The organism is Curtobacterium sp. JUb34 (assembly GCF_003755065.1).
GTDB lineage: Bacteria > Actinomycetota > Actinomycetes > Actinomycetales > Microbacteriaceae > Curtobacterium.
Window position 1 is genome coordinate 362,040 of record NZ_RJVH01000003.1, and the last position, 16,319, is coordinate 378,358.

A 16,319-nucleotide genomic window follows, 5' to 3' on the forward strand; every position below is an offset into this window, starting at 1 on the left:
ATGGCCAACATCGTCACGCAGATCGCAGACAAGGTACGCCCGATCGGCGTCTCCACGAACTACGGGGACCCCGTCGAGGTCGGAGACCAGACCCTCATCCCGGTGTCCCTCGGCTGGTTCGGCTTCGGGGGCGGCGGGGACGACGAGAACGGCGGCGGCGGTGGCGGCGGCGGCGGCGCGTCGATCCCGGTCGGCGCGTACGTCCGTCGCCCCGGCAAGGACCTCGAGTTCGAGCCGAACCTCATCTCGCTCGTCGCCGTCAGCATCCCGCTCGTCTGGGTGACCGGCACCGTGCTCCGGAAACTGGTGCGCGTCCTGAAGAAGTAGCGACGATCGGACGGGAGGCCCGTGGCGGACCCGCCACGGGCCTCCCGTCCGATCCGTGGTCGCGACCCGTCATGTGGTCGCGACCACGTCTAGACTGCTGGGACACACACGGGAGTCCGGGACCGCCGGGCTGAGAGGGAGCGAGTGGCGCTCCGACCGTCGAACCTGATCCGGATCATGCCGGCGCAGGGAGGAGTCCAGCACCATGTCTTCTGGCACGTCATCAACCGTCCACACCGCCCCGCGGCGATCGCTGCGCTGGCGGGTCGTCGACATCGTCGTCGCGAGCGTGCTCGCGGTGGCACTCGGCGTCGTCTTCCGGCTCTGGGAGTTCGGCTACGAACCCATCAGCGCCGTCATGGACCTCGTCCTGCCGGGGACGAAAGCGCTGTTCGGCGGGGTCTGGCTGCTCGCCGGCCCACTCGTCGCCATCGTCGTCCGCAAGCCCGGCGCCGCCCTCTACGGTGAGATGGTCGCCGCGTCCGTCGAGGCGCTCTTCGGCACCCAGTGGGGCTGGCTGACGCTCGAGGCCGGGCTCGTCCAGGGCCTCGGAGCCGAGATCGTCCTCGCCCTGTTCCTGTACCGCGTGTACCGGCTGCCGGTCGTCGTCCTGGCGGGCGCCGCGGCCGGCCTCGCCCTCGGCATCAACGACACCGTGCTGTGGTACCCCGGCCTCGACGCCGCGTTCAAGATCGTCTACGTCGTCTGCGCGGTCATCTCGGGCGCGGTGATCGCGGGTGCCGGCTCGTGGTTGCTCGTCCGCGCACTCGCCCGCACCGGCGTGCTGTCCTCGTTCGCGGCGGGTCGCGAGCACAGCCGACGTCGGCCGCGCGAACTGGTGTGACGGTGTCCGCTCCGTCGTCGACGTCCCCGGACGCCGTCGGCGTCCGCGCCGCACGCATCGCGTTCCGCGACTGGGGATGGCGCTACCCCGAACGCGCCGAGTGGGCCGTGCGCGGAGTCGACCTGAGCGTCGAACCGGGGGAGCGGGTCGCGATCGTCGGACCGTCCGGCTCCGGCAAGTCGACGCTGCTCCGAGCGGTCGCCGCCGTCCTGCCCGACGAACCCGACGCCACCGACGACACGGCTGCCTCCGCGCAGGGCTCGGTCCTGGTCGACGGTGCCGACCCCCGCGCGGTCCGCGGGCGTGTCGGCCTCGTCATGCAGGACCCCGAGGCGCACACCGTGATGTCGCGGATCGGTGACGACGTGGCGTTCGGCTGTGAGAACCTCGGCGTCCCGCGCGACGAGACCTGGGCGCGGGTGCGGTCGGCCCTCGAGGTCGTCGGCCTCGACCTGCCCCTCGACCGTTCCACCGCGATGCTGTCCGGCGGCCAGCGGCAACGGCTGGCGCTCGCCGGGGTGCTCGCGATGCGTCCGGGAGCCCTCGTGCTCGACGAACCCTGCGCGAACCTCGACCCGGCCGGCGTGCTCCAGGTGCACGACGCCGTCCGGGCGCTGCTCGACGAGACCGGGGCGACCCTGCTCGTGGTGGAGCACCGGATCGGCACCTGGCTCGACCTGGTCGACCGGCTCGTGCTGCTCGCACCCGGCGGCGGAGTCGTCGCGGACGGCGCCCCGGCGGAGGTCCTCGCACGGCACGGCGCCGCGCTCACCGCGGCCGGGGTGTGGGTGCCCGGCGCCGAGCCCCGACGTGGTGCGGCCCGCGGGCGCCGTGCGGCTGCGCGAGCGGGCGAAATACCCGAGTCGGCCGCCGAGGGCACCGCGGCATTTCGCCCGCTCGGCGCGGGGGAGGGCGCGGGGGCGGGCGCGGCGCTGCTCGAGGCCCGGGACCTCGGGACCGCCCGCGGCAGGCGGCAGCGGGTGGGCAGCGGGATCGACCTCGAGCTCCGAGCCGGTCAGGTCGTGGCGGTCACAGGACCGAACGGCATCGGCAAGTCGACGCTCGGCCTCACGCTCGCGGGGCTCCTGCCTCCGGCCGAGGGGGAGCTCTCGGCGACGACGGAACTCGCCGCCGGCCTCGACCCCGCACCGCACACCTGGTCGAGCCGCGAGCTGTCCGCCCGCATCGGCACCGTCTTCCAGGACCCCGAGCACCAGTTCGTCGCCCGCTCCGTCCGCGACGAGGTCGAGGCCGGCCCCAGAGCGCTCGGCACACCGGACGCCGTGGACCGGGTGGACGCGCTCCTCGGCGAGTTCGGGCTCGCCCACCTCGCCGACGCCAATCCCTTCACGCTGTCCGGCGGCGAGCAGCGACGGCTCGCCATCGCCGCGGTGGTCGCCGCACGGCCGCCCGTCGTCGTGCTCGACGAACCGACCTCCGGGCAGGACCGCGCCACGTGGGACGCCGTCGTCCGTCACCTCGGAGTGCTCGCCGACGCCGGCACCACCATCGTCGCCGTCACGCACGACCGCGACCTGATCCGTGCACTCGACGCCGACGAGGTCGTGCTCGCGGCGGACGGAGCCCGGCGCGTGGAGGGCGACCAAGGGCACGTGGAACGCGACCAGGGGGGTGCGACGGCGACCACCCCGGAGACGGGGCCGACGACGACGGGCCGAACCGCGCCTCCAGACCGAAGAGACGCAACGACCGCGACCGACCCGCCGCACGCGACCGCGCCCGCGCCCGACCCGACCCGCGCGACCGCGACCGCCCCCGCGCCCGACCACCACCGCGGCGTCCGCGCCGTCCAACCGGTCGCCTCACTCGTCGGCGTCCTCGCACTCGGCGTGTGCCTCGTGCTGAGCCTGGACGTCGTGTCCGCAGCCGTCGCCCTCGCCCTCGAGCTCGCCCTGCTGCCGCTCCTGCGGCTGCCGGTGCGGACCCTGCTGCTGCGGGTGTCCCCGGTCCTGGTGGCCGTGCCGCTCACGGCGGTGAGCATCGCGCTGTACGGACGACCCTCCGGGCGGGAGTGGTTCGACTTCGGCTTCGCCCACGTCACCGACGGGTCGCTGACGCTCGCGCTGGCGACGGCACTGCGCGTGCTCGCGGTGGGGCTGCCCGCGGTCGCGTTGTTCGTGCGTGTCGACCCGACCGACCTGGCCGACGGGCTCGCGCAGGTGCTGCGACTGCCCGCGCGGTTCGTGCTCGGAGCGCTCGCGGCCATCCGGATGATGACGCTGCTCGTGGACGACTGGCGGCAGCTCGCGATGGCGCGGCGCGCTCGGGGGCTGGCCGACACCGGGCGGCTGCGACGTGGGGCATCGATGGCGTTCGCGCTGCTGGTCCTGGCACTGCGACGGGCGACGACGTTGGCGGTGGCGATGGAGTCGCGTGGGTTCGGGGCTCCCGGACGACGGACGTGGGCGCGGGTCGCGCGGTTCGCGGGGCCGGAGTGGGCGATGGTCGCGGTGCTCGTCGGGATCGGCGTGGTGTCGATCGCGGTCGCGGTGGCAGCGGGGACCTGGCGTGTCTGATGCGACGGACGCGGCGGGTGGCGACGGTCTCGCCGCGGGTGTCGCCGCAGCCGCTGCCGGCACCGCGGCGGCGTCGGGAGGGCGCCTCGTGGTGCTCGTCGACGGCCGCTCCGGTACCGGCAAGACGACCCTCGGCGACCAGCTCGCCCGGCTGCTGGGCGCGCAGGTCGTGCACCTCGACGACGTCTACCCGGGGTGGGACGGACTCCGCGCGGCGGCCGACGCCGTGGTCCGTGACGTGCTCGGCGCACCCAGCGGCTACCGCCGGTGGGACTGGGCGACCGACGGTCCTGCGGAGTGGACCGCCGTCGACCCCGACCTGCCGATCGTGATCGAGGGCTGCGGGGCGGTGTCCCGGGCGTCGGTGGCGCTCGCCTCGCTGGCGGTGTGGCTCGAGGCCGACGACGCAGTCCGGTGGGACCGGGCGATCGGCCGCGACGGCGACACCTTCGCGCGCGAGTGGGACCGGTGGGCGGCGCAGGAGCAGGACTTCATCGTCGCCGAGGACCCGGCGTCCCTGGCCGACGTGGTGCTGCGGACGTAGCGCTGCCGCCCGCGCCGCTGCCGCCCGCGCCGCCGCCCGCGCCGCCGCCCGCGCCGCCGCCCGCGCCCGCGCGCGCACGCGCAGCGGGGTCCACCGCGAACACCGCCGCCACGATGGTCAGCACCGCGTACACCCCGAGGTACCCGCACAGGATCCACGGCGAGCCCCCACCGAGCTCCACGAACACCGCGGCCAGCAGCGGCGTCAGTCCCACCGAGAAGATCGACCCGATCTGGTACCCGAGCGACATCCCCGAGTACCGCCGCCCGGTCGGGAACTGCTCCGCGAACCAGGCTGCCTGCGGCCCGTAGATGCTGTCGTGGAACACGCACATCCCGATGAGCGCCACGAGCGGCAGCAGCACGAGCGGCCCGGCGTCGAGGAACGCGAAGAACGGCCAGATGAGCACCGCGATGCCCACTGCCGACCAGATCGTGAGCACGCGGCGACCCACCCGGTCGGAGAGCCAGCCCCAGAACGGCGTCGACACGAGCGACACCGCCGAGATCACGAGCACGGCCTGCAACCCCGCATCGGAGCCGGACGGTCCCCGCACGGCCGCGAGGTAGGTCAGCGAGTACGTCGTCAGGATCGAGTACAGCGCGGGCTGCACCAGGCGCAGTCCGGCCGTCACCAGGATCGCGCGCGGGTGGTGCCGGATCGCCTGCCAGACCGGGAACCGCTCGACCCCGCCGGAGGCCCGCAGCTCCTGGAACACCGGAGCGTCCTGCACGCCGAGCCGGATCACCAGGCCGACCGCCACGATCACCGCGGAGAACAGGAACGGCAGACGCCAGCCCCAGGCGAGGAACGCCTCGTTGCCGAGCAGCGAGCGCACCAGGGTGAACACGCCGGTCGCGAGCAGCATCCCGCCCGCCGACCCCATCTGCGTGAACGCCCCGAACAGCCCGCGGTGCCGCTCGGGTGCGTGCTCGACGGACAGGAGCGCCGACCCGCCCCACTCCGCGCCGGCCGCGACGCCCTGCAGCAGCCGCAGGAACACCAGCGCGACGACGGCACCGACACCGATGGTCGCTGCCGACGGCACGACACCGATCAGCGTCGACGCGATGCCCATCAGCACCAGGGACGCGACGAGCAGCTTCTTGCGTCCGATGCGGTCGCCCAGGTGTCCGGCGATCACCCCGCCGAGCGGCCGCGCGACGAAGCCGACCCCGTAGGTCGCGAACGACGCGATCACGCCGACGGCGGGCGTCACCGACGGGAAGAACGTCGGCGCGAACACCAGGGCGGACGCCGTCGCGTACAGGTAGAAGTCGTAGTACTCGACCGTCGTGCCGACGAACGAGGCCAAGGCGACGCGACGGCGGGTCGCGGTGGTCGACGGTGCGGCAGGACGGCCGGGAGGCGCGGTGACGGTACTCGGGGTCGGCATGCCTCAGGAGCATGGTCGCCTCCAGGGCCGCGGGGAACACCGCGCGTAACGGAAGGTCACGTCGCTGTCGTCGGGCGGTGCCCGCCGACCACGATGGGACGCATGAGCGATGCACCGAACCGTCCGCTGCGCTTCGCGGCCTTCGTCATGAACACGACGTCGCACATCCAGCACGGCCTGTGGCGGCACCCGGACGCCCGCCAGGCCGACTTCGACGAGGTGACGCTCTGGACCGACCTGGCCAAGACCCTCGAGCGCGGCAAGTTCGACGCCGTGTTCTTCGCCGACGTCGTCGGTACCTACGGTCCCGGCCGCGGCGACTACTCGACCAACCTGCGCGAGGGACTGCAGATCCCCTCGAACGACCCCTCGGTGCTGCTCTCCGCGCTCGCCGTGTCGACCGAGCACCTCGGGCTGGCGTTCACGTCGAGCGTCATCCAGGCGCACCCGTTCGACTTCGCCCGCAAGGTCTCCACGCTCGACCACATCACGCGGGGCCGCATCGGCTGGAACGTCGTCACGAGTGCGCTCGACAGCGCCGCCCGCAACTTCGGCGCCGACCGGCTCGAGGAGCACGACGAGCGCTACGTCTGGGCCGAGGAGTACCTCGAGGTCTGCGCGAAGCTCTGGGAGGGTTCGTGGGAGGACGGCGCCGTGCTGAAGGACCCGGTCCGCGGCTACGCCGACCCCGACAAGGTGCACCGCATCGACCACCACGGCACCCGCTACGACGTGCAGGGTCCGCACCTGAGCGCGCCCAGCCCGCAGCGCACGCCGGTGCTCTTCCAAGCCGGCTCCTCACCCGCCGGTCGGGCCTTCGCGGCACGGAACGCCGAGGCCCAGTTCATCCTGACCTCGAACCGCGACGCCACCGAGCAGCTCATCCGCGAGACCCGCGACCTCGCCCAGGCAGCCGGGCGCCGGCGGGAGGACATCGCGTTCTTCCTCGGCCTGACGTTCGTCACCGGCTCGACCGAAGCCGAGGCGAAGGCCAAGGAAGCGGAGATCGACGAGTACCTGGCGGCCGACGGCTTCCTGGTGCACTCGAACCTCGGCTTCGACCCGGACACCGGCGAGGCCCTCGATCCGGACACCCCGCTGTCCGAGGTCCGCACCCACGCCGGGCAGTCGCACCTGCAATGGCTCCGTGAAGCCGCCGGCGACCGCGAACCCACGATCGCCGACCTCGCACGCCTGTCCGCGAAGCTCCGCGCCCGGGTCGTCGGCACGCCGGAGCAGATCGCCGACGAGCTCGCCGACTGGCAGCGGGTCGGCGTCGACGGGGTGAACGTCATCAACTGGACGCTGCCCGGTTCGTACGAGGAGTTCGTCGACCACATCGCCCCGACCCTGCAGGAGCGTGGCCTGATGCAGTCCGAGTACCGCGCGGGCACCCTGCGCGAGAAGCTCTTCGGGCACGCGCAGCTGCCGGACTCGCACCCCGCCCGGCAGTGGCGCGGCGCGTTCTCCGGTGGCGCGAGCGGCGCGACCGCGGCCCACCCGGACGACGCACCCCGCGCCGTGGAGGTGCCCGCATGACGGACGCGACGACGACCGACGGGCGCACGCCGGGCCTCCCGGCCGACCGCCTGGCCACGCTGCGGGCGCGCTTCGCACCGGTGTTCGCGACCATCCGCGAGGGCGCGGTCGAGCGCGAGCTCGCCTCCGGTGCTCCCGGCGACCGGCCGTTGCCGCACGCCGAGGTCCGCGCGCTGGCCGACGCGGGGTTCGGACGGTTGCGCGTGCCGGAGGACCGCGGCGGGTTCGGCGCGACCCTGGTCGAACTCGGGCACCTGGTGGCGGACCTGGCGGCGGCGGACTCGAACATCGCGCACCTGTGGCGGGGACACTTCGGGTACACCGAGCTCGTGCTGCTCCGGCCGAACTCCGCGTCGCGCGACGAGTGGCTCGACCGGATCGTCGACGGAGCGATCATCGGGAACGCGACCTCGGAGCGGACCGGCACGACCCTGGCCGACATCTCGACGACGGTGACGCCGGCCGGTGACTCCCTCCGCCTCGACGGTCGGAAGTTCTACTCGACCGGCACGCTCTACGCGGACTGGATCTACCTGGCGGCGGACCGCGACGGCGAACGCGTGACGTTCGCCGTCGACGCCACCGCACCCGGCGTGACGAGCATCGACGACTGGGACGGCTTCGGGCAGCGGCTGACCGCGTCCGGCACCACCGTGTTCGACGGGGTGTCGGTCGACCCCGCGTTGGTGTCGGCGTACCGGGACGCCCCGCTCTCGCACATCCAGGCCTTCTACCAGCTGTACCTGCTGGCGGTCCTCGCCGGGATCGGGCAGGCGGTGTCCGACGACGCCGTGGCCTTCGTCCGACCACGGACCCGCACGTACATCCACGCGAACGCGGCCATGCCGGGGGAGGACCCGCAGGTCCTGGCGGTCCTCGGTCGGCTGTCGAGTGGGGCCTTCACCGCCCGGTCGCTCGTCGCCGCCGCAGCGGGACTGCTCGACGCCGTGGTGGCGACGAACGAACCCGGGGTCGGCGTGGACCGCGTGCTGCTCGACGCGGCCGAGAACGCCGTGTACCAGGCACAGGTCGAGATCGGGCCGCGGGTGCTGCGGTCGGCGTCCGAGCTGTTCGAGGTCGGTGGGGCGTCAGCGGCCGACCGCACCCGGGCGCTGGACCGGCACTGGCGGAACGCCCGCGTCGTGGCGTCGCACAACCCGGCGGTCTACAAGGAGCGGCTCGTGGGGGAGTACGCGCTGCACGGGCGGGGGCCGGTGGGTGCGTGGGAGAAGTACCACGAGGTGGGGCCGACGCGGTTCTGAGGGGCGGCGCCCGCTACGCCCAGCCGAGTTCGTGCAGGCGCTCGTCGTCGATGCCGTAGAAGTGCCCGATCTCGTGGACGAGCGTGGTGTGCACTTCGTCCTTGAGGTCCTCGAGGGTGTCGCACTCGGCCAGGTGCTGCTTGCGGAACACCACGATCCGGTCAGGCAGCTCGCCGAAGCCGTACTGCCCGCGCTCGGTGGCCGCGATGCCGTCGTACACGCCGAACAGCTCTTCGCCGTTCTCCGGTTCGTCCTCGACCACGAACACCACGTTGTCGAGGCCGTCGACCATCTCATCGGGGAGCAGGTCGAGTTCATCGGTCACGAGCTGCTCGAAGTCGTCGGCGGACATCTCCATCACGCAGGGATCGTCCCACACCGCGCTGACCACTCGTGGTTCACCACTCGCGGCGAGCCCGCACGGCGCCGGAGGCGCCCAGACAAACACTAGGGAGAGTCCCGGTTGCGTCACACGCAACAGGACTCTCCCTCGACTGGGGTGAATAACGGGTCTCGAACCCGCGACCTCCTAGACCACAACCAGGCGCTCTACCAACTGAGCTATATCCACCATGCACACACCGGCGGACCGGCGCGACCACTCAATAGTAGTACATGCTGCGGGTGGTGCCGACCACCCGTGTCGTCACTCGGCTGCGGGCTGCGCCAGGCGCGGTTCCCACTTCTCGACGACCTCGGCCTGGACGGCGCGGACGTCCTCGGTGGTCGGGCCGGGTTCGGCGACGAAGCCGGCGCGGCGGTAGTACTCGAGCTCGCGGATCGACTCGAGGATGTCCGCGAGCGCGCGGTGCCCGCCGTGCTTCTCCGGCGAGTTGAAGTACACGCGCGGGAACCAGCGGCGGCAGAGCTCCTTGATGCTCGAGACGTCAACGCTCCGGTAGTGCAGGTGGCCGTCGACGCGGGGCATGTACTTGGACAGGAACGCCCGGTCGGTGCCGATGGTGTTGCCGGCCAGGGGGGCGGTGCCCTCCGCCGGGACGTGCTCGAGGATGTACTCGAGCACCTGGTACTCGGCGTCCGCCAGGCTGACGCCGTTCGGGATCTCCTCGATGAGCCCCGACGTGACGTGCATGTTCGTCACGAACTCGTTCATGTTGTCGAGCGCGGACTGGTCGGGCTTGATCACGATGTCGAAGCCGGGGTGCACGGGCTCGAGATCGAAGTCGGTGATGACCACGGCCACCTCGACGAGTTCGTCGACCTCGAGGTCGAGGCCGGTCATCTCGCAGTCGATCCAGACGAGGCGGTCATTCGCGGTTGCCATGTGCACGATCCTATTCCCGGCCCGCGTGCGCCCCGTGCGCAGCGGCGTCCGTCGAGCGCGCGAGCGGGCGAAATGCCGCGGTCGTGTGGCGGGGCGACCCGGGCGTTCCGCCCGCTCAGCAGGCCGCTCGACGCGGAGGCGCGCGGGGCGGTGGTGGTGACGGCCTGGAGGCCCGGTGCCGGTCCGCCGGGCGGGCGCCGGGCCTCCAGGCTGGTCGCGACCAGTGCGCCCACCGCGAGCGGGCGAAATGCCGCGGTCGCGTCGCGGTCGACCCGGGTGTTTCGCCCGCTCGCGGGGAAGCGGGACCAGAAGGCAGGGTTGGCGCGCGGACCCAACCCCACGGCGACCGCGAGCGGGCGAAATGCCAGGCTTGCGTGGCGAGACGACCCGGGTGTTTCGCCCGCTCGACGAGCGCGTGGCGCGCGGACGCACACCGGACGCGCCGAGGGCGCGCGGGGCGGTTGCGGTGACTGCCTGGAGGCCCGGAGCCGGTCCGCCGGGCGGGCGCCGGGCCTCCAGGCTGGTCGCGACCAGTGCGCCCACCGCGAGCGGGCGAAATGCCGCGGTCGCGTCGCGGTCGACCCGGGTGTTTCGCCCGCTCGGCAGCGCGGGCAAGCGGGACGGCCGCTGCGCACCGCGAGCGGGCGAAATGGCGCGGTCGCGTGGCGCGGCACCCGGGTGTTTCGCCCGTTCGCGGAGAAGCGGGACCGGAAGCGGACGCGGGAGCGGGACCGGGACTGGAAGCGGGACCCGGACCGCCGGGGCGAGGCTCGGGGCTAGGACATCTCTCCGGCGCCGATGGCCTCGGCCTCGACGCGCTCCGGCTCGGCACCGTCGTCCACGCGGCGCAGGACCTTCGTGGTGCAGAGGACGACGACGAACGCGACGGCGACCGACGCTCCGGCGAACACGTACGCGGCCGAGGGAGCGAACGCGTCGGCGAGCAGGGTCGCGACCGGCGGGGCGATGGCTCCGCCGATGAAGCGGACGGCCGAGTACGCGCTCGAGGCGACCGAGCGGGGCAGGTCCGTGGCCTCCATGACGCACTCGGTGAGCACCGTGTTCAGCACACCGAGGACGAGTCCGCCGACGATGACGCAGATGATGAGGCCGACCTGCGAGTCCACGACGACGGCCGCGGCGAACAGGTCGAGCGCCAGCAAGGGCAACGCGATCTTTAGCACGGTCGTCCGGCGGAGACGGGCGGTGAGCATCGGCGCGACCCAGACGGACGTGATCGCGAGACCGAGCCCCCACCCGAAGAACGTGAAGCCGATGCCGAGCGCGCCGAAGCCGAGCGGGAAGGGCGTGTAGGCGAGCAGGACGAAGAAGCCGATGTTGTAGAACAGCGCGGTCGCGGCGAGTGCGGCGAGCGCGGGACGGCCGAGGGCGCGGAACGGTGCCGAGAGCTTCGTCGGGGTGGGCTTCTCGAGGCTGCCGGTCTTCAGCAAGGCGACGATGGCGATGAACGCGACGGCCATCAGGGTGGTGACGCCGAAGAACGGACCGCGCCAGCTGACCGAGCCGAGCAGGCCGCCGACGAGCGGACCGACGGCGATGCCGAGACCGAGTGCTGCCTCGTAGAGGATGATCGCCGAGGCGGTGCCACCCGATGCCGCACCGACGATGGTGGCCAGCGCGGTGGAGATGAAGAGCGCGTTGCCGAGGCCCCAGCCGGCGCGGAAGTCGATGATGCTCCACACGCTGTTCGACGTGGCGGCGAGGACCGAGAACACGACGATGAGCGCCAGACCGATGAGCAGGGTGCGCTTCGCGCCGATGCGGCTCGAGACCCAGCTGGTGAAGAACATCGCGACGCCGGTGACCGCCAGGTAGCTCGTGAACAGCAGTTCGGTCTGCGCCGGGGTCGCCTTGAGCGACGCAGCGATCGCGGGGAGGATCGGGTCGACGAGACCGATGCCCATGAAGGCGACGACGCAGGCGAACGCGATCGCCCAGACCGCCGACGACTGCTTGAGGATGGAGCCGGACTGGCCGGCAGGTGCGTGGGCGTTCACGCGGTGGTCTCCGTTCTGGTCGGTGCCGTCCCGGTGGACGACGTCGCGGGGGTGGTGGTGTTCGTGCGCTGTGCGATCAGGACGGCCGCGTGGTGCAGGACGTCCCAGTCGTCGTCGGTGAGGTCGGCGAACAGCGGGCCGACCGTGTCGGTGAGCGTGGCGCGCCAGGCGGTGAGTCGTGCGCGGCCCGCGTCGGTGATCTCGATGAGCTGCCCGCGGGAGTCGTCGGGGTCGACGCTGCGCGAGACCAGGCCGTCGGCGAGCATGCCGGTGACGAGCCGGGTCATCGTGGGCTGCGCCACGCGCGAGGCGACCGCGAGCTCACCCAGTCGGAGCGGCTCGTCGGACTCGAGGATGCCGAGCGTGCGCCAGACCGCTGCCGACGTGGTGTTTCCCGTCGACTGCACGGCGCTGCGGATCAGGCGGTTGACGGAGACGAGGAGCGTCTCGATCGTCTGCGCACGCGTTGTTTCCATAGCTGAACTATATAGCCATGCTATGCAATGCGCAACAGACCGCAACAGGCACCGCCTGGTAGAAGGGACGCATGAGCGACATCACCATCCACGAAGGCGACGAGTACACCGCGATCTTCCACGGCGGCCCCTTCGACGGCACGACCGACACCCGCACCGCGACGAGCGACGCGCTGGACGACGAGGTCACGGTGTTCGCCGACGTCGAGGGCCTGCAGACGGCCTTCACCTACCGCGCGACCAAGTCGCGGCAGGTCCTCGACCAGATCTCCGTCGAGTTCACCTACGAGCCGGGGGAGTCCGACCCGGTGGACGACCTGGCCGACCGCGGCGACCGCAGCGGCGAGTTCGACCGGGAGTAGAACCCCACGCCGCCGTGTTGCAGGGTCACATGCAGCTCGACCTCTGGACGTCCGCCTTCTGTGCGCCGTGCGCCGCCGCCCGCCGGGTGTCGGCCGAGGCGTCGGCACTCGTCCCCGGGCTCGCCGTGACCGAACGCGACGTGGCGTCGTACCCCGACGACGCGGAGGACCTCGGCATCCGTTCCACGCCCACGATCATCGTGCGGCGGGAGGACGGAGCCGAGGTCTTCCGTTCACCCGGGGTCCCCACCCGAGACCAACTGCTGCTGGCGATCGCCAAGGCCCTCTGAACGACCGCTCGTCGCGCGCTGCGACGTCGGCGCCGCCACCACGACCGGCTCCGGCGGGTCGACCAGCGCCCTCGCCTTCCGCGCCAGCCGCTTCACCGTGCGGATCGGGGCCCCGATCGCGAGTGCGAGCCAGCCGAGCGCCGAGCGGTCCGCACTGCCGAGGGCGTTCTTCCGCTCCCAGGCCCGGCGCAGCACTCCGCCCCGGCTGCGGCGTGCGGGTGCGCGGTCGACGAGCGTCCCGGCGTCCCGCCGTGCCATGAGCTCGGTCAGCCGCTGCTGCCAGTCGTCCTCCGAGGTCGGGTGGAAGTAGTTGTCCCGCATCCAGCTCGGTCGGACCGTGCCGAACCGGCCGTCCACCAGGTCGACCGAGTCGCCCTCGAGGCCGCTCGACACGAACACCTCGTTGATCAGGTGCCGTCCGATGCCGAAGTCCGTGAGCGTCAGTGCGGGCACACCGCGGGCGGCCGCTTCGAGCACCGCTGTCGAGCTGATCGTCACGAGGGCCACCGCACGGTCGAGGTGCTCGGCCATCGGACCGCTCTCGACCACCAGGTTCGCCGGTGCGTCGGCCGGCACGAGGTCGGGGTAGGGGTGTTCCTCGTGGTGCGTCTGGTGTTCGCCAGCGGCCGCGCGGGTCTTGATCACGACGCGCCACTCCGGGTGCTGCCGTGCGGTCGCGACGAGCCACTGCACCACGAGGGCCCGGTCGGCGCGCTCCAGCGGGACACTCGGCTGGGCGGCGAAGACGACGGAGTCACGGACGGTCGCGCTCGCGCTCGCGCTCGCGCCGGCGGTCGCGCTCCGCGCGAAGGGCAGCGTGGCGAGCGCGAAGTGCGGCTGCACCCCGCCCTCGCGCGCCATCTCGTCGTACGCCCGGACCTCACGGTGGCTGTGCAGCACGAACAGGTCGGCTCGGGCGCGGAAGAAGATGCCCTTCCACTTCGCCGGGAACGAGATCCCCGGCAGTCCCGACACCAGCACCGGCCGGTCCGGGATCCGCCGGTGCACCTCGTCGATGACGAGTTCGGCGACGGGGCCGATCAACGACACGAGGACGGCGTCCGGCGGGTCGACGCGGAGCTCCTCGACGACGGCGTCGACGTCATTCGGTGCCGGCGGATCGTGGCGCAGGTGGGCGAGCCGCCGGTCCAGTCCGCGGAACGCCGACCGCAGCTGTTCCGGACTCGCAGACCGCGGGGTCGCCACGGTGCGCAGCTCCAGGTCCCAGTCGGCCGGGGCCGTCGCCAGCAGGTGCGCGCCCCACTTCGCGAACGAATCGGTGTCGACCAGGCCGACCACGCGTCGGACGCGTGGTGACGCGTCGGACGGGAGGCGCGCCTCCCGTCCGCTGCTCGGCGCACCCCCGTCAGCCGGCGCGTCCATGGCGTGGGTCCCGTCGACCGGGCCGCTCACGTGCAGCGCTCCACCCGCGCGACCTCCGGTCACGCGCCGACGCGGCGCAGCTTCGCGAGCGGTGCCTGCTCGCCGGCGGTTGGATGGGGACTGCATCCGCTCACGCGCCGACGCGGCGCAGCTTGGCGAGCGGTGCCTGCTCGCCGGGGAAGATCCTCTTGACGCCGTCGCCGAGTGCCGTCTCGATGATGCGGATGTCCCGCGCCAGGGTCTTCAGGCCGTGCGGCTCGAGCGAGGCCGCGTGGTCCGAGCCCCACATGGTGCGGTCGAGCGTGATGTGGCGTTCGACCGCGGTCGCGCCGAGGGCCACGGCGGCGATGGAGATCTGCAGGCCCGGCTCGTGGCCGGAGTACCCGACCGGCACGCCCGAGTAGCGGTGGGCGAGGGTGTCGATCATGCGGAGGTTCGCCTCCTCGGCGGGCAGCGGGTACGTCGACGTGGCGTGCATGAGCACGAGGCGGTCGGTGCCGAGGGCGTCGACGGCGGCGTCGATCTGCTCGAGGGTCGACATGCCCGTCGACAGGATGACGGGCTTGCCGGTCGCGGCGACGGCGGCGAGCATCCCGAGGTCGGTCACCGATGCCGAGGCGATCTTGTACGCGACGACGTTGAGGTCCTCGAGGAAGTCCACGGACGGCTCGTCCCACGGCGACGCGAACCAGTCGAGACCACGGAGGGTCGCGTGGTCGCCGATCTCGATGTACTGGTCGCGGTCGAACTCGACGCGGTAGCGGTACTCCAGGTAGGTCATCTCGCCCCACGGGGTGCTGCGGGGCGTGTTCTTCATGTGCTCCGGGGTGGCGATGGCCGGGGTGCGCTTCTGGAACTTCACGGCCTGCAGCCCGGCGTCGGCTGCGACGTCGATCAGCTGCTTGGCGATGTCGACGTCCCCGTTGTGGTTGAGGCCGATCTCGCCGATGAGGTACGCGGGGTGGCCAGCGCCGATCGTTGACGTGCCGATGGTGACGGTCATGGTGCTCCGTTCAGTGCGGGGGCTGCCCGCGTCGGGGATGGGTCGTGGTCCTGGGTCTGGGGAGCGACGGCACCGGCCGTGGCGTCGGCCGTGATGTCGGCCGCGACTTCGGACCTGGCTTCGGCCGTGACGTCGGCCGTGGCTTCGGCCACGATCAGGTCCGTCTCGTCGTCGATGTCGATCGCGCCGGCGGGGTCGACGGCGATGAGTTCGACGCGGCCGTGGAAGCGGTGCCGGTGCTGCCGGAAGCCATCGGTCCGCATGACGTACGAGGCGCCGGTCTCGCGGTACTCGGCCGCGCGGTCCTGGCGACGCGGACGGGTGGCGGCGTCGTGGTTCACGGCGACGGCTGAACCGTCCGCGGCGACGCGCCACAGGAACGCGTGCGACGGCGCCGCGGCGAACACGACGTCGGCGTGCCCCTCCGAGACGCGCCGAATCGCCGTGTCGAGGTCATCCGGGTCGATGAACGGCGAGGTCGCCTGCAGGAACACCAGGACCTCGGGCAGTCCGGTGCCCGCGGCCTCGAGTTCGTCGAGCACGTGGAGCAGCGCGGACTCCGACGACGCCTCGTCGCCCGCGAGGTCGGCCGGCCGTCGGACCACGTCGGCGCCGGCTGCTCGTGCCTCCGCCGCGATGGCGTCGCCGTCGGTCGTGACGACCACGGCGTCGATCAGTGCCGCGCTCCGCGCCGACTCCACGGCCCGGCGGACGAGCGACCGGCCGGCGACCGTCCGCAGGTTCTTGCCCGGGATGCCCTTCGAGCCGGCGCGCGCGGGGACGACGGCGAGGACGGTGGGAGAGGAGTGCATCTCCCGGACGGTACGAAGTGCGGGTGTCCCGGAGGCGAACTGCGAGCAGACGCGGGCCGAACCGTTCCGGAACCGCTCGGCCGGCGGGTCCCGGTTAGAATCGACGTCGCTCGCCTCCGTAGCTCAGTGGATAGAGCAGGTGGTTTCTACCCACCGTGCCGCGGGTTCGATTCCTGCCGGGGGCACGACGCGAACGGGCCGCCATCCGATCGGATGGCGGCCCGTTGCTCGTTCGAGCGGG

16 protein-coding genes, 2 tRNA genes and 1 riboswitch are annotated in these 16,319 nt (G+C 72.5%); of the genes, 9 read left to right on the plus strand and 9 right to left on the minus strand.

Features of this window, described 5'->3' with window-relative positions:
* The 4 genes from EDF63_RS12850 to EDF63_RS12865 all read left to right on the plus strand — a co-directional run bounded on the left by EDF63_RS12850 (nt 1) and on the right by EDF63_RS12865 (nt 4,252).
* Complete coding sequence (locus EDF63_RS12850; RefSeq protein ID WP_123313413.1) at nt 1–327, plus strand: hypothetical protein; 327 nt, start codon at nt 1–3, stop codon at nt 325–327.
* A gap of 98 nt (nt 328–425) precedes the next feature.
* Nucleotides 426–537: riboswitch (TPP riboswitch) on the plus strand.
* Nucleotides 533–1,171 (plus strand): ECF transporter S component, encoded by a 639-nt coding sequence (locus EDF63_RS12855; RefSeq protein WP_123313414.1) that lies wholly within the window; start codon nt 533–535, stop codon nt 1,169–1,171. Its footprint overlaps the riboswitch before it by 5 nt.
* A 2-nt stretch (nt 1,172–1,173) precedes the next feature.
* Nucleotides 1,174–3,708: an ATP-binding cassette domain-containing protein gene (locus tag EDF63_RS18715; protein WP_221180564.1), complete on the plus strand. Its 2,535-nt coding sequence runs from the start codon at nt 1,174–1,176 to the stop codon at nt 3,706–3,708.
* Entirely contained in the window at nt 3,701–4,252 is a 552-nt protein-coding gene (locus tag EDF63_RS12865; protein ID WP_123313415.1) for an ATP-binding protein, read from the plus strand. Before EDF63_RS18715 ends, EDF63_RS12865 begins: the two co-directional genes overlap by 8 nt.
* Here the strand turns inward: EDF63_RS12865 and EDF63_RS12870 are convergent.
* Complete coding sequence (locus EDF63_RS12870; RefSeq protein WP_260233105.1) at nt 4,200–5,648, minus strand: MFS transporter; 1,449 nt, start codon at nt 5,646–5,648, stop codon at nt 4,200–4,202. The two genes, EDF63_RS12865 and EDF63_RS12870, sit on opposite strands and share 53 nt — an antisense overlap.
* A 102-nt stretch (nt 5,649–5,750) precedes the next feature.
* Here EDF63_RS12870 and EDF63_RS12875 point away from each other — a divergent pair, with 102 nt between their 5' ends.
* Nucleotides 5,751–7,187, plus strand: a complete 1,437-nt coding sequence (locus EDF63_RS12875) for an LLM class flavin-dependent oxidoreductase (RefSeq protein ID WP_123313416.1) — start codon at nt 5,751–5,753, stop codon at nt 7,185–7,187.
* Nucleotides 7,184–8,449, plus strand: coding sequence for an acyl-CoA dehydrogenase family protein (locus EDF63_RS12880; RefSeq protein ID WP_123313417.1), 1,266 nt, complete (start codon nt 7,184–7,186; stop codon nt 8,447–8,449). Before EDF63_RS12875 ends, EDF63_RS12880 begins: the two co-directional genes overlap by 4 nt.
* Nucleotides 8,450–8,462: 13 nt before the next feature.
* On the opposite strand, the gene EDF63_RS12885 is transcribed toward EDF63_RS12880, so the two are convergent.
* The 5 genes from EDF63_RS12885 to EDF63_RS12905 all read right to left on the minus strand — a co-directional run bounded on the left by EDF63_RS12885 (nt 8,463) and on the right by EDF63_RS12905 (nt 12,228).
* Nucleotides 8,463–8,807, minus strand: a complete 345-nt coding sequence (locus tag EDF63_RS12885) for a metallopeptidase family protein (protein WP_123313418.1) — start codon at nt 8,805–8,807, stop codon at nt 8,463–8,465.
* Nucleotides 8,808–8,944: 137 nt separating this feature from the next.
* Nucleotides 8,945–9,020, minus strand: a tRNA-His gene (locus EDF63_RS12890).
* 75 nt (nt 9,021–9,095) lie between these two features.
* Nucleotides 9,096–9,734, minus strand: coding sequence for an oligoribonuclease (orn, locus tag EDF63_RS12895; protein WP_123313419.1), 639 nt, complete (start codon nt 9,732–9,734; stop codon nt 9,096–9,098).
* A 776-nt stretch (nt 9,735–10,510) separates the two neighbouring features.
* Nucleotides 10,511–11,752 carry an MFS transporter gene (locus EDF63_RS12900; RefSeq protein ID WP_123313420.1) on the minus strand — a complete coding sequence of 414 codons (1,242 nt, stop codon included), beginning with the start codon at nt 11,750–11,752 and terminating at the stop codon, nt 10,511–10,513.
* Nucleotides 11,749–12,228, minus strand: a complete 480-nt coding sequence (locus EDF63_RS12905; protein WP_123313421.1) for a MarR family winged helix-turn-helix transcriptional regulator — start codon at nt 12,226–12,228, stop codon at nt 11,749–11,751. The genes EDF63_RS12900 and EDF63_RS12905 overlap by 4 nt, the downstream gene beginning before the upstream one ends.
* A gap of 71 nt (nt 12,229–12,299) precedes the next feature.
* Here EDF63_RS12905 and EDF63_RS12910 point away from each other — a divergent pair, with 71 nt between their 5' ends.
* Together EDF63_RS12910 and EDF63_RS12915 are read left to right on the plus strand one after the other, a co-directional pair.
* A complete protein-coding gene (locus EDF63_RS12910; protein WP_123313422.1) occupies nt 12,300–12,590 on the plus strand; it encodes an oligoribonuclease in 291 nt (96 codons plus the stop codon).
* A 29-nt stretch (nt 12,591–12,619) separates the two neighbouring features.
* The gene (locus EDF63_RS12915) at nt 12,620–12,880 is read left to right on the plus strand and encodes a thioredoxin family protein (RefSeq protein ID WP_123313641.1); all 261 of its coding nucleotides are present in this window, start codon (nt 12,620–12,622) and stop codon (nt 12,878–12,880) included.
* Here EDF63_RS12915 and EDF63_RS12920 read toward each other — a convergent pair.
* The 3 genes from EDF63_RS12920 to EDF63_RS12930 form a co-directional block, all read right to left on the minus strand.
* The gene (locus EDF63_RS12920; RefSeq protein WP_148061780.1) at nt 12,824–14,179 is read right to left on the minus strand and encodes a DUF6716 putative glycosyltransferase; all 1,356 of its coding nucleotides are present in this window, start codon (nt 14,177–14,179) and stop codon (nt 12,824–12,826) included. The two genes, EDF63_RS12915 and EDF63_RS12920, sit on opposite strands and share 57 nt — an antisense overlap.
* 214 nt (nt 14,180–14,393) lie before the next feature.
* Nucleotides 14,394–15,266, minus strand: coding sequence for an N-acetylneuraminate synthase family protein (locus tag EDF63_RS12925; RefSeq protein ID WP_123313424.1), 873 nt, complete (start codon nt 15,264–15,266; stop codon nt 14,394–14,396).
* Nucleotides 15,263–16,078 carry a cytidylyltransferase domain-containing protein gene (locus EDF63_RS12930; RefSeq protein WP_123313425.1) on the minus strand — a complete coding sequence of 272 codons (816 nt, stop codon included), beginning with the start codon at nt 16,076–16,078 and terminating at the stop codon, nt 15,263–15,265. Before EDF63_RS12930 ends, EDF63_RS12925 begins: the two co-directional genes overlap by 4 nt.
* Before the next feature lie 112 nt (nt 16,079–16,190).
* Here EDF63_RS12930 and EDF63_RS12935 point away from each other — a divergent pair.
* Nucleotides 16,191–16,263: transfer RNA gene (locus EDF63_RS12935), tRNA-Arg, on the plus strand.
* Nucleotides 16,264–16,319 lie beyond the last annotated feature (56 nt).